This window comes from Psychromonas antarctica (assembly GCF_022267535.1).
Taxonomy (GTDB): domain Bacteria; phylum Pseudomonadota; class Gammaproteobacteria; order Enterobacterales; family Psychromonadaceae; genus Psychromonas; species Psychromonas antarctica.
In genome coordinates, this window is record NZ_JAHNZV010000047.1 from 1 (window position 1) to 20,775 (window position 20,775).

The 20,775-nt window shown below is 39.9% G+C and carries 13 protein-coding genes, 5 tRNA genes and 1 pseudogene; 5 read left to right on the plus strand and 14 right to left on the minus strand.

Annotated elements, in window-relative coordinates; translation table 11 throughout:
• Window positions 1-653: 653 nt before the first annotated feature.
• From KSO91_RS10720 to KSO91_RS10735, 4 genes and pseudogenes are all read right to left on the minus strand, one after another.
• Complete coding sequence (locus KSO91_RS10720; protein ID WP_238743002.1) at window positions 654-2,375, minus strand: phospho-sugar mutase; 1,722 nt, start codon at window positions 2,373-2,375, stop codon at window positions 654-656.
• Window positions 2,376-2,661: 286 nt separating this feature from the next.
• Window positions 2,662-3,092 (minus strand): annotated as a pseudogene (locus KSO91_RS17895) (IS6 family transposase); the annotation flags it as partial.
• A 110-nt stretch (window positions 3,093-3,202) separates the two neighbouring features.
• Window positions 3,203-4,594, minus strand: a complete 1,392-nt coding sequence (locus KSO91_RS10730; protein ID WP_238743004.1) for an aldehyde dehydrogenase family protein — start codon at window positions 4,592-4,594, stop codon at window positions 3,203-3,205.
• Between the two features lie 182 nt (window positions 4,595-4,776).
• Complete coding sequence (locus KSO91_RS10735) at window positions 4,777-5,454, minus strand: type 1 glutamine amidotransferase domain-containing protein (protein WP_238743005.1); 678 nt, start codon at window positions 5,452-5,454, stop codon at window positions 4,777-4,779.
• A 130-nt stretch (window positions 5,455-5,584) separates the two neighbouring features.
• Between KSO91_RS10735 and KSO91_RS10740 the strand changes: the two genes are divergently transcribed.
• On the plus strand, window positions 5,585-6,457 hold the full coding sequence (locus tag KSO91_RS10740) for a LysR family transcriptional regulator (protein WP_238743006.1): 873 nt from the start codon (window positions 5,585-5,587) through the stop codon (window positions 6,455-6,457).
• A gap of 582 nt (window positions 6,458-7,039) precedes the next feature.
• Here KSO91_RS10740 and KSO91_RS10745 read toward each other — a convergent pair.
• From KSO91_RS10745 to zipA, 6 genes are all read right to left on the minus strand, one after another.
• Window positions 7,040-7,116, minus strand: a tRNA-Met gene (locus KSO91_RS10745).
• 54 nt (window positions 7,117-7,170) lie between these two features.
• Window positions 7,171-7,247: transfer RNA gene (locus KSO91_RS10750), tRNA-Met, on the minus strand.
• Window positions 7,248-7,301: 54 nt separating this feature from the next.
• Window positions 7,302-7,378 (minus strand) — tRNA-Met (locus KSO91_RS10755).
• A gap of 513 nt (window positions 7,379-7,891) precedes the next feature.
• On the minus strand, window positions 7,892-8,152 hold the full coding sequence (locus KSO91_RS10760) for a DUF5062 family protein (RefSeq protein ID WP_238743007.1): 261 nt from the start codon (window positions 8,150-8,152) through the stop codon (window positions 7,892-7,894).
• Between the two features lie 78 nt (window positions 8,153-8,230).
• Window positions 8,231-10,240, minus strand: coding sequence for an NAD-dependent DNA ligase LigA (gene ligA, locus KSO91_RS10765; protein WP_238743008.1), 2,010 nt, complete (start codon window positions 10,238-10,240; stop codon window positions 8,231-8,233).
• A 102-nt stretch (window positions 10,241-10,342) separates the two neighbouring features.
• Window positions 10,343-11,206, minus strand: a complete 864-nt coding sequence (gene zipA, locus KSO91_RS10770; RefSeq protein WP_238743009.1) for a cell division protein ZipA — start codon at window positions 11,204-11,206, stop codon at window positions 10,343-10,345.
• Between the two features lie 218 nt (window positions 11,207-11,424).
• Here zipA and cysZ point away from each other — a divergent pair, with 218 nt between their 5' ends.
• Entirely contained in the window at window positions 11,425-12,210 is a 786-nt protein-coding gene (cysZ, locus tag KSO91_RS10775; RefSeq protein WP_238743010.1) for a sulfate transporter CysZ, read from the plus strand.
• Between the two features lie 79 nt (window positions 12,211-12,289).
• Here the strand turns inward: cysZ and KSO91_RS10780 are convergent, their stop codons facing one another.
• The 4 genes from KSO91_RS10780 to pepN all read right to left on the minus strand — a co-directional run bounded on the left by KSO91_RS10780 (window position 12,290) and on the right by pepN (window position 18,608).
• A complete protein-coding gene (locus KSO91_RS10780; protein WP_238743011.1) occupies window positions 12,290-13,723 on the minus strand; it encodes an SLC13 family permease in 1,434 nt (477 codons plus the stop codon).
• Between the two features lie 146 nt (window positions 13,724-13,869).
• Window positions 13,870-14,346 (minus strand): response regulator, encoded by a 477-nt coding sequence (locus tag KSO91_RS10785; RefSeq protein WP_238743012.1) that lies wholly within the window; start codon window positions 14,344-14,346, stop codon window positions 13,870-13,872.
• A 48-nt stretch (window positions 14,347-14,394) separates the two neighbouring features.
• Window positions 14,395-15,810 carry an SLC13 family permease gene (locus KSO91_RS10790; protein WP_238743013.1) on the minus strand — a complete coding sequence of 472 codons (1,416 nt, stop codon included), beginning with the start codon at window positions 15,808-15,810 and terminating at the stop codon, window positions 14,395-14,397.
• Window positions 15,811-15,965: 155 nt separating this feature from the next.
• Window positions 15,966-18,608, minus strand: a complete 2,643-nt coding sequence (gene pepN, locus KSO91_RS10795; protein ID WP_238743014.1) for an aminopeptidase N — start codon at window positions 18,606-18,608, stop codon at window positions 15,966-15,968.
• 216 nt (window positions 18,609-18,824) lie between these two features.
• On the opposite strand from pepN, the gene KSO91_RS10800 reads away from it, so the two are divergent.
• From KSO91_RS10800 to KSO91_RS10810, 3 genes are all read left to right on the plus strand, one after another.
• Complete coding sequence (locus KSO91_RS10800) at window positions 18,825-20,192, plus strand: MATE family efflux transporter (RefSeq protein ID WP_238743015.1); 1,368 nt, start codon at window positions 18,825-18,827, stop codon at window positions 20,190-20,192.
• A gap of 341 nt (window positions 20,193-20,533) precedes the next feature.
• Window positions 20,534-20,610, plus strand: a tRNA-Pro gene (locus KSO91_RS10805).
• Window positions 20,611-20,657: 47 nt separating this feature from the next.
• A tRNA-Arg gene (locus KSO91_RS10810) sits at window positions 20,658-20,734 on the plus strand.
• Window positions 20,735-20,775 lie beyond the last annotated feature (41 nt).

Genomic DNA, 20,775 nt, shown 5'->3' on the forward strand with positions numbered 1-20,775 from the left:
TACATGAGGTGTTAAATATTTAATGTGAATTGGGCTAAGTTAATAGTAATTGGACACAAAAAGGGAGCATGTCATTAGACTGTCCAGATCTGCATTAAAACACAAATTACTGAAGGTCAAATTCTATAATTTTATCGCTTTATAATAAAAAAACTTAATTAGGACATTTGTATTGTGAATTTTTATCAGACGCTTTTAAAACGTCTATGACTAAGATATGACATTAAGGATGTTATTTTACACAGGTTATTGGCGAGAGATGGCTTTGGATCAACGTTATACTTAGTCCCTTGATAAACGAACTTCCGTATCGTGAGAAGCTATTCGACGATGAATTCGTGTTAAAATATTATGTAAACGGATCCTACCATCTATCGTTTCGATGAAATAATACAAGTTTATAGAGCAGCACTAACCGCATTGTTATATAAACACTCCGCAGATGCTAAGTGCCTCCCTTATAAAACGTGCTAATACTGCGTATTATCCCCATTTTCGATACCTAGCGTCTATTCAGTCAAGTTGGCTGATGCCCATGGCAACACTCGTTGTGCGGCTATCGCCACTAAAACTTTTCACTTAGCAGCTTGATCTCAGCACTAATAGGTATAGGTAAAGTAACCGCGAAGCCCTAAGGGTATATTCGCCTAGCACTACTGAGGCAAAGAGGCCTGATGGGCCAAAATAAAAGCGTCCATCTCAGCTTGGGCTCGGGCCTGAACACTCTTTAGCGTATCCTGATCAGTCATAGTGGTGACTACTTCGTAATAACACTTAATTTTAGGCTCAGTGCCTGATGGCCTGACGATGGCGCGCCCGCCACCCTGTAATTTAAAGATCAGCACATCACTGACTGGCAGGTCGATAGTTTCAGTGCTGCCATCTCGAAAGGTACGCAAACCACAGCTGATATCATCGCAGCTTAATACTTGTTTGTCGGCAATCATACTAGGTAACTTTTCACGCAGATAAGCGCCTATGTTCGGTGTCGTAGGTTTAAGAGCGATGCTCACTTGAGTATTGAGGTGAAAACCATGTTGACGATAAATATCTTCTAAGCGATCCCAGATGGTTTTCCCTTGACTCGCTAACTCAGCGGCTAACTGGGCAAACGCCACTAACGCGGATAAACCATCTTTATCCCAGACCATAGAGCCAACCATATAGCCCAACGCTTCTTCATAGGCGAACAAACACTGGTTTTCATCATTCTGCGCGGCCATTCCTGCATTAGCAAGCCACTTAAAGCCAGTTAAGGTCGTCAGACAAGTGGCATCCAAACTCGCTGCTATTTTCGATAGTAGGGTCGAGGAAACAATAGTAGTGCAGGTTAAATGCTTGTTTTTAGGCGCATGAGTGATTAGATAATGACCTAAAAGTACGCCGACCTGATCGCCGCTAAGCATCTCATAGTTACCTGTTACTGTGCGCACGGCCACTGCAAAACGGTCGGCGTCGGGATCGTTAGCGCAAGCGAGCATGGCCCCGTGTTTCTGCGCTTCGGCAATGACTAGATCCATGCCACCCTTCTCTTCAGGATTGGGAAAATTAACCGTAGGAAAGTCGCCATCCGGCTCTCGCTGTGCCGCTACCGAGTAAACTTTAGATATGCCCGCATCGCTAAGCACTGTCTCGGCCATCTCAGCACCAACGCCATGCATGGCTGTATAGGACAGGCTCACTAATTGTGGCTGGGTATGATTCTGCAGCACCGCTGTATGTTTGACCCCTTGACGGTAGATTTGATAGTATTCATCTCCTAATATTTCAAGTGTTCCTTGCGCACTCGCTACTTCGAGTGGCAGTAAACTGATACGTTGTGTCGCTGCTTTATCTATATATGCCGCTATTGCTGAGTCATGAGGTGGGATGATCTGTGCACCATTTCCCCAGTATACTTTATAACCATTATACTGAGGTGGATTATGACTTGCGGTCACCATAATACCTGCCGCTGCATTGAGATGAATGACCCCAAATGCGACTAAAGGCGTCGGCGCAACCTTATAAGTCAGATAGACTTTAATTCCCATGGCTGTCAGTACACCGGCTGCGTCATCGGCAAACTGTTTTGAATCATGGCGTCCATCGTATCCGATAATCACGCCACGACTTTCTACATCCTTAACTTGTTGTTTCAGGTATGCACCTAACCCTGCCGAAGTTTGCGCTACGACCAAGCGGTTCATCCCCATGGGGCCGGCTTTTACAACGCCTCTTAGCCCTGCAGTACCAAATGCAAGTCGACCGCAAAATCGTTGACGCAATTCCGTCTCATTACCATCATCCAGAAGTGCCTGTAACTCATGCTGAGTATGAGGATCAGGGTCGTTTTCAAGCCAATGCTTAATTCTAAATTTTAACTGTGTATCCATAATTCACCTCATCTAATATCATTCGATTTTGCTAGAGTGGTATCTCAAGCTTTGACTTGGTAAGCCGAGAGTTAGGGGGCCGAAAAGTTAAACGCCATGACGACGAATCAGAGAAGAAAGTATAGTCTAGAATTGAAATCGACTCCGAGCTTCTTGACTTAAATTTTTTTCCGCTAAACAAGGCGGAATTTATGTAGCGTAATCAGCATATATTAATGATTGATAACGAGTTTGCGTGTATTGTAAACTTATCTGAAGCAAACGGTTAAAGGCGATGAAATCAGCCTTAGTCTAAATTCTGGAGGCAATCATCCTGATTCCATTCAGAAAAGGAGCGTTCACGAAAAACTCTATAGTGTGCAGCTTTAAACAAATGCCGACCAAGCCTAAATAGATTATTCACCACTCCATGACAACTTAAAAACCGTTGAGCTTGTCCGTGTGATTTGAACTTACGCATCTGCTTTTATTGTTGCCGAGTAGGCTGATGTGATAGCTCACATCGGTTATTTTCATATTGAACCGTAGAGTGCTCAACACTTGGTATTAATTCTTTTTTTGCCGCTGAATACCTTTTAAGTTTATCCGTAACAACCTTTAATGGCGTAGCTTTCTGCTCTTTTAATAGTTTTTTGAAAAAACGCATTGGCGCTTTTTTATTCTTGGGTTCTGCACTAAAATATCGATTTCATCACCATTTTGATCAACCGCTTGCCACTAAAAATTGACACAATGAAAATATTTTTATCAATCTTACTAATTCCAATCTCATTTGCGAGTACCGATAGAGCTCAATTTATTTGTAAATTAAAGCTAAAGTAGAGTAACTATAAAACGGATGATTTAATAACCATTAATTTTTCTTTACTCATCTCTAACATTGAATGGTGAATTCCACCCATTCCCAATCCAGAAGCATTCGCTCCTCCAAAAGGCATCCAATCAACTCTAAATGCAGTATGATCATTCACCATAACGGCTGTTGCACTTAACCTTTTTACAGATCTTAAAGCAGTATCAATATTTTTAGTAAATATAGCAGCTTGGAAAGAAACTTCTAATGCATTTGCTCTATCAAAAGCGTCTTCGATATTAGAGTAGGTATAAATACAAACAACGGGTCCAAATACTTCTTTAGTGGATACTAAAGCATCATCAGCAGGATTTAGAATCACAGTTGGTTGGAAACAAGATGCAGAGATTCTACTGCCACCCGTTAATATTTTCCCACCTTTAGTCACCGCTTCATGAACCCATTCTTCAACTCTGTTAACTTCATTATTATTAATTAATGGACCCACTTCAGTTTTAGGATCTAATTGATCTCCTACCACCAATTTAGAGGCGTAATCAGATAATTTTGTAGCGACTTCATCAACAATTGATTCATGTACAAATATTCTCTGAACAGAGACACAAACTTGACCAGCATGGTAGAAACCACCTTTTCCTAAGTCTGGGATCATAGCATCGATATCAGCATCGGCTTCAACGATAACAGGTGCAACGCCACCATGCTCTAAGGCAACTCTTGTACCATTAGCAACTTTAGCGTTAAGGTACCAACCGACACTTGCAGAACCAATAAATGTTAAGAAGTTAATTTTTGCAGATGTCGCTAATAATTCACCCGCTTCTCTTCCACATACAACGGCTTGTGCCCAACCTTTTGGAAGACCCGCTTCAGCTAGAATTTCAATAAGTTTAACAGCAGACATAGGTGTTTGAGTAGCAGGTTTAATAATAACAGAACAACCAACAGCAATGGCAGGGATTACTTGGTGGACAGCAAGATTGAATGGGTGATTAAAAGCAGAAATTGCTGCAACCACACCAATAGGTTCTTTAAATGTATAAGCCATTCTATTTGCACTTGAGGCAGTTTGACCCATAGCAATTTCAGTCCCTTGAAAAGAACTCAATGCCTCAATTGAAAGTTTAACACCATTAATGGCTCTTTGAATTTCAACTTTAGAATCCATGTAAGGTTTACCACCTTCAGATGCACAAAGAAGAGTAAGTTCTTCCATTTGAGAACTCATAATCTCTGCCACTTTTTCTAAAATTTCAATTCTTTTGTACTTTGGAAGTGCATTTTTATGATCGTGAAAAGTGTCATTAGCTAATTCGATAGCCGCTTGGACTTGTTCAACATTTGAAAATACAACTGTTCCCACTACTTTATCATTAAACGGTGATGTAACTTGTAATTCACTCATATTCTTACAACCTCTGTTTATGTTAATTGTATAGAAATCAATCTTGCTCGTTTACATGTGTTTAATGACAAGAAATATAACAGCCGCTAGAGTAAAACTAATAGTTAAGTGGCTTTCTGATCGCGTTTGAAGGGCGACGTTTAGCAAAACTCTGCGTCTAATGGCACAGCGTTTTAGTCAAATCACTTAGCCGCAAGCTGTTTAACGATGGCTTCAGCAACTGCTTTTGCACTAGTTGGGTTTTGGCCAGTAATAACGCGATCATCTTCTATCACAAATACGCCCCAAGGCTGAACTTTACTAAAACGAGCTGCTTTTCGAGTAAGAGATTCCTCTAATAAAAATGGAATATCATTAATAGTGCCAAAATCGATCTCTTCTTCACGAGTAAAACCGGTGACTGATTTATTCGCTAATAATGCTTCACCATTACTTAACATAATAGGTAATAATGCGCCTGGACCATGACATACAGCGGATATAATACCACCATCTTCATAATGCTTAGCGGCAAGTGTTGCAAAGTCTTTATTGGTTGCTAAATCAGATAACAAGCCGAATCCACCAGGATAATAGATAGCATCATAATCACCGACATTAACTTGCGAAACTGGGATGGTATTATTAATGCGGTTTTGAAACTCTTCGTTATTTAATATTTCATCGTTAACAGTATCGCCTTCAATATCAGTCCCATACATAGGGGCTTTACCACCTTTAATAGAAGCAATCTCATATTCAATCCCTGCCTCTAAAAAAACATGTAATGCATGAGTAAGCTCAGGTGAATAAGTACCGTTTGCTTGGTCTGTAGTACCTAGTGTTGCGTGATTCGTTACTGGAATAAGTATTTTTTTCATTACGGTGCCCTTTAGTTAATTGGTAGAAGCGTTTTGTTTATCTTGGATGTATCTTAATACTACAACTCCTTGACAACAATATAGCTAAATGGCAAATTTCTATTGCCATATAACAACAATAGAAGAGACTATGGAAAGTTTAGAGGGAATTATTGAGTTTATCAGTGTCGCTGAGAGCCAAGGTTTTTCAACAGCAGCTAAACGCCTTGGTTGTAGTACCAGCCATGTGAGTCGTCAAATTTCAAAATTAGAGAAACGATTAGGTTGCGCCTTATTTGCTCGTACTACACGAACGGTAAACCTCACCGCTACAGGCTTAAACTATTACCATCAATGTCGAGATCTCGTTACGGGACTGCAACAAGCGAATGAACAAATCAATACTCAGCAACTTAATCTTGTTGGTACATTGCGTGTTAGCGCAGCCGGCACTTTTGCTGAACAACAGGTTGCCCCAGCGTTAATGGAGTTTGCCTTATTGCATCCTGAACTATCTATCGAAGTTGATTTTAACACTAGAAAAGTCAATTTTATTGAAGAGGGGATCGATTTTGCGATCAGATACGGCAAGTTGGAAGACTCTGGGTTAATCGCTCGTAAATTATTAGCACATCCGATGATGGCTGTTGCCAGTGAATCTTATTTGATGAAGTACGGAATACCTCAGCATCCAAATCAACTCAAAAATTATAGCTGTATTATTTCTAACAATGACCATTGGTTATTTGACCACGAAGGACGTCAGCAAAGTATCAAGGTTCATGGCCGATGGAAAAGTAACAATGCACACGCAGTTGTTAACGCATGCGAACAAGGTTTAGGCATTGCTTATATGCCACAGCATAATTTTTTACCGTCCGTAGAGCGTGGAAATTTAGTCCCTGTACTGGAGGAATTCTGGCACAGAGACTCACACAGTTGGGTGGTGTATCAAAACCGACGATTTTTACCCATGAGAGCACGCTTAGCGATTGATCATTTACTGGCGTATTTTTCCAAATGAAATACCATGAAATGATATTGTGATTTTGGCTACGTATTTATAGTTATTTATGTATTATTTTCTAAGTTGTATATGGGCTCCACCTGTTTTACAACCATTAATTAACATAAACATATAAGATGCGTTCGCCTATACGGATTTTTATTGAGAGAGCTACCCTCTAGCCTAAGATTTTTGCGCATCCATTATCCTCTTCGCTTTGACAGTCTTTAAAGACTTTCGACTTAGACAGGTTTTAATAGGTTGGTCTTACCGTTTATGCTGCATCATTGTTGTAAAATTGGGTACAGCTATTAATTTTCTTTTTGATTATGTTAAAAGCTCGTAAACGAGCAGAAATCTAATGTACATTAAGGTTAATTAAGATCAATTGGACACAAAAAAAGGCACAATTTGGGCAGAAAATCGATTTTGTGCCTAAACGAGTTTTCTAAAGCTGAAAAATAAAGGGCAGAAAATATAATTTCTTTAATGTGTATTTTAAAATAATGTATTGATGTTTTTTATTAAGTGGTTTCTTAGGGGTATTTTAAAACAGGATTTTACTGAGGTATGATATTTAACTTTCAGTTTAAAATCAATTGGTTGCGAGAGCAGGATTTGAACCTACGACCTTCGGGTTATGAGCCCGACGAGCTACCATGCTGCTCCATCTCGCGTCCGTAATTGCTGCTTCTTTTTCTAAATCTTGTTCTTTACTACAACACAAAAGTTGGTTGCGAGAGCTGGATTTGAACCAACGACCTTCGGGTTATGAGCCCGACGAGCTACCATGCTGCTCCATCTCGCGTCCGTAATTGCTGCTTCTTTTTCTAAATCTTATTCTTTACTACAACACAAAAATTGGTTGCGAGAGCTGGATTTGAACCAACGACCTTCGGGTTATGAGCCCGACGAGCTACCATGCTGCTCCATCTCGCGTCCGATTTTTACCACTTAATAAGTAACTGAACCGCTACTGTGTAAGTGCGGTGGATGATATACAGATCACATTATATTGGCAAGCTCTATTTATAACAATAGCCCTAACAGACTAAATAACAGGCAATAATAACTTGTAAATAGATTACCTGACTGTTTTTTAATCTTATCGTCCGTTGATGGCCTTATAACTTTAGCGATATAAATCTCTATACCCAATCAAAATAGTCTGACTCCGTTCAAAGAGCAGAGTAATGTACTGCATGTATTCTTTCGAAGGATTAACTTTGCTAATCATCTACCAGAAGCTGTAAATGTAAGCATTTAGTAACTTGAATGGTTGATTCTTATTGATTAAATGCTGTAACACTAAGCCGGTTTCGAGGCAGCGTTCCGTAGTTGAATGGTCCTGATAAAACGGATTCTAGAGAGGCCATTTTACAAGCCTCCCCCTTAAGCATGTAAACAAGAGTAGAATGAAGGAACTCTTTAAAGTAGGCACCTACATTGCCTTTACTTTAGTAAAGAGTGATCCGCTGGGAGATGTTTACTTATCCACAACACCAACTTATGACGAATATTTACATTGTTTTCCTGATCTTTTGCAAGTGCAGATATTAGTTTATCTTGTACTAATAAACGGTAAATACATTCCTGTTTATCTTTTGCCGATGTGTTGGCATCAAAACCGCTATATTCTCGCTTTATCGCATATGCACTACCCAGCTTTATTGCATGCTGTAACAGTTGAGATTCATTTTTTATTTTTTTCATATTTCCCACAGCCTATTATTATATATGAATGTTTTACTGCTTTCTAAAACCCATTATAAAAGTTCTTCACTTTCCAAATCAACTATCAGTCTTAAGCAAAATAGATAAAGCGGCCTCATCCATAACAGAAACACCAAGTTCCGCTGCTTTTGTGAGTTTTGAACCAGCAGCCTCCCCCGCAATGACTGCACTGGTTTTGTTAGAGACACTGCCAGCGACCTTCGCGCCCAATTGTTGCAGAGCATTTTTTATATCCGTACGTGACATATTTGTAAATGTGCCCGTGATCACAAATGTTTGTCCGAGTAAAGGTAACTCACTCTCATTAATCCCTTCAATCTTAGGCCAGTGAACTCCTGCCGCAATTAACTTATCAACAACCTCATTATTATGCTCTTGCCTGAAAAAGTAATAAATGTGCTTGGCGACGATTTCACCGACATCCGAAACGGTTTTTAAATCCTCAATACCAGCGGACTTCACGGCTTCGATTGTTTTGTAGTGATTCGCTAAATTATTTGCGGTTGCTTCGCCCACTTCGCGGATACCCAATGAATATAAAAAACGTGAAAGTGTTGTTTTTTTACAAATTTGTAAACTGTTGATTAATTTCTTTGCCGAAATAGCGCCCATTCTGGGCAATGTTATAACTTGACTCGTTGATAAACTAAATAGCTGAGCAGGATTTTCAACTAACTTATGATCAACTAATAACTCCACAATTTTATTGCCAAGGCCGTCTATATTCAGGGCTTTGCGAGATGCAAAATGTTTAATTGCTTGCTTACGCTGCGCTTCACAGTATAAACCACCCACACATCGTATAGTCGATTCACCTTCGATACGTTCAACAGGACTGTGGCAAACAGGACAAGACGTCGGGAAAACAATTTGTTGCGTTTTCTTCTGATCGCGCTTATCCACTAATACCCGCACAACTTGCGGTATCACATCCCCTGCGCGACGCACAACAACTTGATCACCAATTAAAATACCCAACCGCTGTATTTCATCCTTATTATGCAGGGTTGCATTAGAAACCGTCACTCCGCCTACAAAAACAGGTTTTAGTTTAGCAACTGGAGTTATGGCACCAGTACGCCCAACCTGAAACTCAACATTTTCAACCACAGTAACCGCTTCTTCGGCAGGAAATTTATAAGCCATAGCCCAACGTGGTGCTCGCGCAACAAACCCTAATTGCTGTTGTTCACTAATATCATCAACTTTATAGACTACGCCATCAATCTCATATGCTAAGCGAGGCCGTTTTTTGGCAATCGCTTGATAATAAGCATGGCAATCCGTATTGCCAACAACGCGTTTGACCTCTTCTGAAATAGGTAAACCCCATTCTTTGAGTTTTTGAATTCGTTCAAACTGGCTGTTTGGCAATTGCCCTTCAAATACCCCCACAGCATAACAATAAAATGCTAGCGGTCGGCGAGCGGTTACTTTTGAATCAAGTTGACGTAAACTCCCTGCAGCTGCATTTCTAGGATTGACAAAAGTTTTTTCATTGGCTTGAGTTAAACTGTCATTTAATTTCTTAAATCCCGCTTTTAGCATAAAAACTTCACCGCGGACTTCTAACAACGGCGGTATATTTTCGCCACGTAACCGTAGCGGCAAATTAGCAATTGTTTTAACATTCTCAGTAACATTCTCGCCCGTCTGCCCATCCCCTCGGGTAGCCGCCTGCACCAAAATGCCATTTTCGTAAATAATGCTCACTGCTAAACCATCGAGTTTAGGCTCAATGCAAAAAGTTGTTTCGCTACGTATTAATTTATCACTAACACGTTGCATAAAGTCATTTAATGCTTGAGTATCAAATACATTATCCAAACTTAGCATTGGTTTTAGGTGTGTCACCTGTTCAAATTTGGTGAGTGCAATGCCCCCCACTTTCTGGGTCGGCGAGTTTGCTGAGAGCAGTTCTGGATTTTCCTTCTCAATTGCTTGTAATTGTTGAAAAACCCGATCGTATTCAGCATCGGGGACACTCGGGTTGTCAAGCACATAATATTGATAGTTATACTCTTCTAACAACAGCGTTAAATGCGTTATTTCAGTTCGGATACTCATCTTTTACCACTTATATTTTACTGTCCGAAAACACGACTATGATTATAAAAAAGCCCCGATAGTCGGGGCTTAAATTGAGCCATTCGCTTTGCGCTAAGGTGACTAAATATAATGCAATAAGCGTTCATGATAATGTCTAAATTCTTTTTCAGTTAACGGCTCTCTCTCTGCGTTTAAGACGATGCAGTCAAACTCCTCTGCCATCTGCTCAACAGCAACTAACATCATATCAAATGCGGCTTTAATATTGATCTGATTATTGGGCGCGGTTAAGAAAAAGGAGACACCTTGAGATCTAAATTGTTCCATATTTTCAGGATCAAATGTACCCGGCGCCATCATATTCGCAATGCTAAATAAGATAGGTCCGGTGCCATCTGAGTGAAGGTGACGGTGGAAAATAGACATTTGGCCAAAACGAAAACCCGCAGTTAAGAAAAATTGCAACAACTCATGCCCACGGACAAGCGCTTCTTCTTCTCTGGCGACAACATTGAAGATAAAAATATCTTGTGTCTCTTGCGTATTGATTTGTTCATCATCATCCGCTTTCAATAAGAATTCTTTTTCTACTTCGTCGCGTAAATGCGCCGCTGCAATCTCTTCTTTTGTCTGCTCATCGTCACTTGAAGAGAGAGGCTGTAAAAAATCTTCACTACTTTCTTGTGGGGTGATGTTTTCTGGCGATATTTGCGGTTCCTCTGAAAGATTAATACCATCTGCGTACTCTTTGGTATCTAACACAGTCAAAAAATCACTGTCATCATCATCTTGGCCTGAATGAACAATACGCACATCGCCGATGATTCCATCATCACAATCGAATTCATTATTTTCAGTATCGGCTACAGAAAGAGGTTCAGTAACAGACGGTTTAGCTTTACGGTTTAGTAAATAACCATGAATTAACACTGCCGCAATAGCGAGCATGCCGATAATAATTAATATAGGTTGAAAGTGTTGCATTTTTCTTTCTCTTGATTAGCAAAATGAGTGTTGTCCCCTCGCGCGAGGAGACAGTTGATAAACTACCTTGAATAAACGAAAGCGTCTATATATAGCCGTGATATTGTCATTTTTTTTTATGAAATTGTTGGGTAATTAAACAAACGAGATAATTTAATAGCGGGATTAAGTGAATAAACGTTACAATTGCATACTTCATATTTTAATAAGGGTTTCTTATGGTATTTAAAAATCAGCTTGTGAAGCAGCCACTTTCAGGAATCGGTTACCTATTCAAAGGGATGAAACTGCTTAGTCATCCTAAATTACGATTTTTTATTTTAATTCCATTCACTATTAATGTTGTTATTTTTGCGAGTGCTTTTTGGTTTTTGTTCAGTTCAATCATGAATTGGATAGACAGTTATATTGCAACTTTACCTGATTTTCTGAGCTGGCTGTACTATATTCTTTGGCCCTTTTTAATGCTTTCAATTTTATTCTCTTTTTCATTTTTGTTTTCAACCGTAGCCAACTTTATTGCAGCCCCTTTTAATGGTTTACTGGCTGAAAAAACAGAAAAATTACTGACCAATCAGCAGATCAATGATGACGGTTTTAGTGAATTATTAAAAGACTTACCGCGTATCTTTAAGCGCGAATTACAAAAGCTTGCCTATTTTTTACCGCGTCTGCTGTTTTGCGCTCTGTTGTTTTTTATTCCTGTATTCGGACAAACCGTGGCGCCGTTTATCTGGTTTGTTTTTGTAGGGTGGATGATGGCCGTTCAGTATGCCGATTTTCCATTTGATAATCACAAAATTCCATTTAAAAGCATGAAGAGCGCCTTAAGCAAACGCTTAGGTAAAAATCTAACTTTTGGAATGATGGTCAGCTTTTTAACTACTGTACCATTTGTAAATTTCATTATTATGCCGATTGCAGTCTGTGGCGCGACAGCATTTTGGGTTGATATTTATAAACATGAATTAATAAATGACGGAAAACAGCTAGAAAAAGAATAACCGACATCTCCTCGCCGTTTGTTAATTACGTCACGCCCTAGTGGCGTAATCTTCAAACACGATTTGTCTGTAATATCGTCTAATAAATATTCCCCCCCCCCACCAAACCCAGTTGATTAAGTACAAACAACATAGTAAATGTAACCAACAATCCAATAATTCCTATTATCACCCCTACTTTAAGCATTTGCGTATTTTTTATATGTCCAGAAGCATAAGCTAATGCATTAGGCGGTGTACTGACCGGTAGAGACATGCCCAAGGATGCGGAAAATGTCACCGCAAGAATCAGAACGACTTGTCCGCCGTAAGGTAACAATGAGTGCATGGATGCGCCTAATGCCGCAACCAAGGGCAATAATAGATTCGCAGTAGCTGTATTGGACATGAAATTTGCCATTAACAAACACAGTAAGGAAGCAACGGCGATCAGTAATAACGGATGAAAACTATTAAATGGAACCGCATTAATTACGTTAGATGCTAGGCCTGATTCATCAAGTGCAACACCTAGAGCAATGCCGCCTGAAACCAACCACAGAACATCCCATGAAATATTTCTTAAATCTTCTTTAGTGATAATTTTAAACATTGAAAATATCGCCACGGGAAGCATAGCGACTACGTATGAGCTCATGCCGTGAACTGCGCCTAACAACCATAATAATATTGTTGCTGCAAAGGTGATATAAACTAAATAAGCTTTCGGTGTTTTTAAAAACTGTCCTTCAATATCAAGCTTGATAGCTTTCGTATCTGCAGGAAAAAGGTGGTTTAATAATAACCAAGCAATCAATAACATCACCACAACAAACGGCACACCAAAAGCCATCCAGCCAGCAAAACTGACGCTGTATTGATCAACTAAATATTTCAATGCGACCGCATTTGGCGGTGTACCGATCGGAGTTGCGATTCCTCCTATATTGGCGGCCACCGGCACCGACAAAGCAAAGGCAACCTTGCCAATATCCTCTTTGGAAAATAGTGCCAATACAGGTGTTAAAATTGATAACATCATGGCGGTGGTGGCCGTATTACTCATAAACATAGAAAAAACGGCAGTTATCATCATAATGCCCAGCATTACATACTTAGGGCGATGACCAAAGGGGCGAAGCAATACCCGCGCTAAATTTATATCTAAACGAAACTTTGTCGCGGCCATTGCTAAAAAAAAACCACCTAAAAACAACATAATAATAGGCGAAGCGAACGTCGCCATAATAGTACTTTGCTTTAGTAGATGACCTTGTATTTCTAAAGGGCTATTGGTGGCAAACCATAACCCGTTGTCAGAGATAAGGAGTAACTCAAAGACAATAATCAATACCGAAGTAGCATAAATGGGAATAGGCTCTAAAACCCAGCATAATGCAGCCATAAAAAAAATGGCAATAACACGCTGCTCGACTAATGTTAACCCCTCAATGCCAAATCCAGTGGTTGGTAAGAAGAGAATTATCAAAGGAATAATAACCGGTAAAATATACTTTAAGTATGGCTTGATCATGGCGCACTCCTTTGCCTAAAGTCTGTTTCATTTTGCGCGTTATGTTAAAAAACATCAGCTTAGCAAACTGCTTCTAATGCTTTTTAATGTTTTAAAAGACTAATAAGAACAAAATAGACATACACGTTATCTATGATGAGAGATGACTAATATTTAATTAATCTATACAGCGTTGGTGCATCAAGCTTCTCTATATATTCCTCATAATCAAGACCTTTCTCAACGATATATTCAGTCAATAACTCTTTTACTGTTTGCAATAACTCCTGAGGATCCCACACTTTTTCTAAAAAATTATCCAGCTTAGCGTTATTGATAGCTTTAATGGTGTCCGCTTGAGTTGCGAGTCCCGTTAACAGCAGTTTTTTAGTTCCTAAAAATCGGTTATCTAAAGCGACTTCTGTCAATAACTCTACCCCCGACTTTTCGGGCATAACATGATCAGAAATTAATACGGCAACATGCTCTTGTTGTGCATCTAACTCTTCTAATAACTCTAAACATTCAAAAGCAGACTCACATGCTTCGATGTTAAACAGATCTCTAAAATAATCGAGATCATGCACTACAGCATCAAGCACTTCCCGTTCATCATCCACACAAATAATATTAATTTTTTCCATATTACCCTCTTTATATTTCAGTGGTTGTAACTACGCTATGAATAATAATCAACCGATAAATGAAATTTTATTTAACAAGTAAAGCATTGCATAAGTGATTAGTAGCCCAATGATACCGAGCGCAATCCCTACCTTTGCCATCTGCTTAGTTTCAACGTGACCGGATGCATAAGCAAGTGCATTCGGAGGTGTACTAATAGGCAAAGACATCCCTAACGATGCTGCGAACGTCACGGCAAGAATCAAAACGACTTCCCCACCATAGGGCAATAGCGAATGCATTGAAGCCCCTAATGCAGCAACTAATGGCAGCAATAAATTGGCGGAAGCGGTATGCGACATAAAATTAGCCATTAATAAACACAATACAGAAGCACCCACAATTAAAAGCAACGGATGAAAATCAGCAAACGGTATCGCGTTAATTGCATTAGCGGCAAAACCCGACTTATCCAAGCCAACGCCTAATGCAATACCACCAGAGACTAGCCATAAAACATCCCACGATATTTTCTTTAAATCTTCTTTGGTGATAATTTTAAACATCGAAAAGACAGCGACAGGAATCATGGCAACCACATAAGCATTCATGCCATGCACCCCGCCCATCAACCATAATAAAATAGTCACCACAAAAGTGATATAAACAGTAATAGCTTTCGGAGTTTTTAAAAAACGTCCTTTGATATTGAGGTTGATTTCCTTGATTGTGGCGGGAAACAACGTGGTCAGTAATAACCATGCGATAAATAACATCACCACAACAAACGGTACACCGAAGGCCATCCAACCAGCAAAACTGATACTGTTTTCTGCGGTCAGATATTTCAATGCGACTGCATTTGGAGGCGTACCGATAGGCGTGCCTATACCACCTATATTAGCAGCAACGGGTACCGACAAAGCAAAAGCCACCCGCCCGAGATCTTTTTTACTGAACAGGGCAATCACCGGCGTTAAGATTGACAGCATCATGGCTGTCGTTGCTGTATTACTCATAAACATCGAAAAAATGGCTGTAATAATCATTAAACCTAACATCACAAATTTTGGATTTCGCCCAAAAGGTTTAAGTAATACACGTGCTAAGTTGACATCTAAACGATATTTAGTCGCCGCAATGGCCAAAAAGAATCCCCCTAAAAAAAGCATGATAATTGGAGAGGCAAAGGTGGCCATGATCATTTGATAGCTGATCAAATGCCCGAGGTCTGGAGACGCTACCTGGGTAAACCACAGCCCTTTATCAGAGACTAATAATAGCTCTAAAACTATAATTAACACTGACGTTGCATAAATTGGGATCGGCTCTAAAATCCAACACAAGGTTGCCATCACAAAAATGGCTATGATTCGCTGTTCCACTAACGTCATTTGCGCGATACCAAAACTGGTAACCGGCAATAACAAAATGAATAAAGGAATGACAATGGGTAAAATATACTTTAGTTGAATTTTTTTCATCGCAGCTCTGATTATTAATAACAAGTGATTCAAATAGATAGTGTAGTCAGTATGCGCAAACTCTCTTACTCAAAACCGGCATTAGATCATGCCATAAAAAAAAAGCCTTGCTGAATTATCAGAAAGGCTAATCAGATCACGCTAATAGGGAATACTTATTGTGTCAGTGCTTTACTCACCTTTTCAAAAAGATCTAATGCTAGATTGTCAAGTTGTAGTAAGCGATTGAGTTGTTCCTTGATTAATTGTTTACGATGCTCGTCTAAACGCTTGAATTGAATAAGAGGAGTGATTAGTCGCGATGCAACTTGCGGGTTCTGCTCATTGAGCTTGATCAATTGCTCTGTTAAAAACTGATAACCACTGCCATCACTGGCATGAAAATAATAAGGGTTATTCTGTACAAAAGCGCCCACTAGTGCACGTAAACGGTTAGGGTTACTAAAATCAAAACTACGATGCTGGAAAAGAGCCTTAATATTGCTAAGTACTGCGCTATCAAGTGATGTCGCTTGCAAACTGAACCATTTATCCATCACCAAACCATTGTGATGCCATTTGTCTTCAAAATCGCTCATCACCTTATCACGACAATCTAGCTGGCCACGGTTTGCTGCCAATAGCGCACCCAAATGGTCGGTCATATTATCACTCTGCTGGATCTGCGTAATCACCAGTTTGTTAGCCGCTAACGGATCTGCTCTGCTGATAAAAAGTAGCGCTAAATTAGCCAATTTGCGATTTGCAATATCCGCACTGACAGGTTGATAGTCGCCCGTCACTTGATGATTTTGATAAGCCGACACAAATTCATCTTTTAATTCAATAGCGAGCTGTTCAAGCATAAATTCACGTGCATGATGCAAAGCTTCGATATCAACGCATTCAAATAACTCCATCGCGCCCGCTTCACTGACAAACTCAAACATATCGGTTATCAATGCGGGATCTAAATCATCGCTAATCAAGACAGATCTAAACGCCTCTATAAATACCGGTGGCAACGCCATCTTCTGATTAGATTTTTTCTGTAATACATTAATAAGCAGGTATTTATTAAATAACATTTGTCCTGCATCCCAACGAGAAAAATCATCACTGGCAAAATGGATTAAATGTAGCAATTGCGGATCGCTGTATGCGTATTGATATTTAACCGGCGCAGAAAAGTCACGAAACAGAGATGGCACAGGTTTTGTTGCAATGTTTTTATACACAAAGGTTTGTTCTTTTTGCGTTAAGCTCAATACTTGGTGGCGACGACCATTACCTAAATCAAAGGCATTGCCATCTCCATCGAGCAACTCTAAATTAACGGGAATATGGAGAACCTGTTTGTTTTTCTGATCTGCTGTGGCTAAGCTTTTTTGCTTAAAGGTAATTTGGTAACTGTTCTGTGTGGAATCAAAATAATCAGAGACATTCACTTGCGGCGTACCCGATTGCGAATACCAACGCTTAAATAGAGTCAAATCGATACCGCTAGCATCTTGCATCGCAGCCACAAAATCATCGCAAGTGACCGCTTGCCCATCAAATCGTTGCACATATAATTGCATACCTTGTTGGAACTTAGCCTCCCCTAACAATGTATGTATCATGCGGATCACTTCCGCTCCTTTGTCATAAACCGTCAGCGTATAAAAGTTATTCATTTCCATCACAGATTCGGGGCGGATAGGATGCGACATTGGGCCAGCATCCTCTGCAAATTGATTGTTACGCATGATTTTAACATTAGCGATTCGATTAACAGGCCGACTGCCTAAATCAGAACTGAATTCTTGATCGCGGAAAACAGTTAACCCCTCTTTAAGGCTTAACTGGAACCAATCTCGACAAGTAATACGATTGCCAGTCCAATTATGAAAATATTCATGGCCAATCACCGCTTCAATGCCCAAATAATCTTGATCAGTCGCACTTTGTGCATTGGCTAACACAAACTTAGAATTAAAAATGTTTAAGCCTTTATTTTCCATCGCGCCCATATTGAAAAAATCGACCGCGACAATCATATAAATATCGAGATCATATTCTAGATTAAAACGTTGTTCATCCCACTTCATGGCATTTTTCAGTGATAACATCGCATGTGCGGTTTTATCTAAATTACCGATATCAACAAATAACTCTAAAGCCACTTTTTTGCCACTTTTGGTGGTAAAAGTGTCTTTTAGACAATCAAACTTACCCGCAACCAGCGCAAATAAATAAGCAGGTTTCGGAAAAGGATCTGCCCAGCTCACCCAATGACGACCGTTATCTAACTCTCCTTGTGCAACAAGATTACCATTCGATAAAAGCGCAGGATAAAGTGTTTTATCCGCACTAATTTTAGTCGTAAATTTTGCCATCACATCAGGTCTGTCTAAATAATAAGTGATACGGCGAAAGCCTTCTGCTTCACACTGAGTACAAAATGCATCACCTGATTTATACAAACCTTCAAACGCTTTATTACTTTGTGGATTGATTTCGGTAGTAATTTGTAATGTAAATTGATCTGGTAAATTATGAATTAGTATCCCCCCTTCCACTAACTGATAGTCAGAATAATCACGATTATCAACCATCAAGGCAACTAATTTCAGTTGTTCTCCAAATAAAAAAAGTGGTTCGCTGTGTTTACTCGTGCGCTGCACCTCACTGGTCGCTTTAACCAGTGTATTGTTATCGAACAGGTCGAATTCAAGATCTAAGGTGCTTACAGTAAACTCTGCAACGCGATACTCTGAAAGAAGTTTTTCTTGTGGTTTTGCTTCAAAAACTTCCGTAATAGGGGTAACTTGGCTCATTTTTTATATGCCTTTATTTGAACGAATGAAACGAAATTAAGCTAATATACAAGAAGAGGTGACGATTGCTATCCCTTATCGCTCAACTCGTTAAATTTATTTACTATCTAGTTAAATACAATGTGTATTTTAACATTACAAATAGCATTGCAATATAGCCCTCTAGTGCGTATAAACAGATTTTTATTTGCACATTAATATTCAGTTGGATCCCTTGTGACTTATCGTCAAGAAATCTATAAAGTATTCAAATTAAGCCTCCCCATTTTTATTGCGCAGTTCACGCAAACAGCCATGGGGTTTGTTGATACCGTTATGGCTGGAGGGGTAAGTTCAAACGATATGGCAGCCGTTGCCATTGCGGCCAGTATCTGGCTACCCTGTATCCTTTTTGGCGTTGGCGTATTAATGGCGCTTATTCCCCTGATAGCACAGGCGCATGGCGCAAATGATTCAGATAAAATACCGCGCACAGGTCAGCAAGGTTTATATCTTGCGTTACTGCTTACTGTACCAATATCATTAGTATTATATAACGCGGGTTATATGGTTAACTTAATGGATATTGAGCCTGCACTAAAAGAAATCACCACCCATTATTTATATGCGGTATTGGTCGCAGTACCTGCGTTTTTATTATTTCAGGCGTTGCGTAATTACGTTGAAGGTTTATCGCTTACTAAACCGGCAATGGTAATCGGTTTTATTGGCTTATTAGTCAACATTCCACTTAATTGGGTTTTTGTCTACGGAAAGTTCGGGGCCCCAGCACTGGGAGGCGTTGGCTGTGGCATCGCTACGACCCTTGTGTATTGGCTGATGTTATTGATGCTCATTGTCTATGTGCTGAAGACTAAAAAACTCAATTACTATCCCCTATTCAAAACGATTACTGCACCTGATGCTGCGCAACTAAGTGCTATTTTCAAACTCGGCCTCCCCGTTGCTATCGCGCTGTTTTTTGAAGTAACGATATTTGCTGGGATAGCAGTATTAATTGCACCACTCGGTGCAGTGGTTATCGCGGCGCATCAAATTGCCATTAATTTTTCAAGCATGGTGTTTATGCTGCCGATGAGTATCTCCAATGCAGTGAGTATTCGAGTGGGTTTTAACCGCGGTAGTTGCAATCATAAAGGAGCTAAAAATGCGACTTATGCGGGGTTAACCGTCGGTCTCGGTTTATCAATTATAACAGCACTATTAACGGTTATCTTTAAAGAAAATATTGCCCAGCTGTATACTGATAATCAGGAAGTGATCGCTTTAGCCGTTATCTTATTACTACTCTCTGGTATGTACCAATGTGTCGATTCGATCCAAGTTGTTGCGGCTGGCGCGTTGCGTGGTTATAAAGAGATGAACGCAATTTTCGCCCGCACATTTGTTGCCTACTGGCTTGTTGGTTTACCTGTAGGTTATCTTCTAGGCATAACAGATTTGATTGTCGAACCACTGGGGGCAAAAGGATTTTGGATAGGTCTTAATGCAGGCTTAACCGTTGCAGCCCTTCTATTAGGTCAACATCTGTTTAAAGTGCAACGCATAATTGCTCTTGGCCAGATAGAAAACAAACAGAAGTAGATGCAGGATATGCACAATGACGTAATACGTTTAATAAATCGGCATCCAAACAATTATTCACAAAAATCAATTGACGCATTCACTACAACTACGTATTATCTCGCCCCGTTGACAGGGCTGAACAGCTTGCAATGACTCGGTGATTAGCGCAGCTTAGTGGCGCACCTCCGATGGGTAACAAAGAGTTGGTCCAGGGGATTCCCCCGGAGGATACAACAATTTAATCCCTAAAAAACATTCGGTGATTAGCGCAGCTTGGTAGCGCACCTCCGATGGGTAACAAAGAGTTGGACCAGGGGATTCCCCCGGAAGATACAACAATTTAATCCCTAAAAAACATTCGGTGATTAGCGCAGCTTGGTAGCGCACCTGGTTTGGGACCAGGGGGTCAAAGGTTCGAATCCTTTATCACCGACCAAATTTTAAAACATATTTTTATATGTTATAGTTTTATAAACCAACTTCGCGCCCTTAGCTCAGTTGGATAGAGCAACGGCCTTCTAAGCCGTAGGCCACAGGTTCGAGCCCTGTAGGGCGCACCATTTTAAAAGTTTAGTGGCGGATGTAGCTCAGTTGGTAGAGC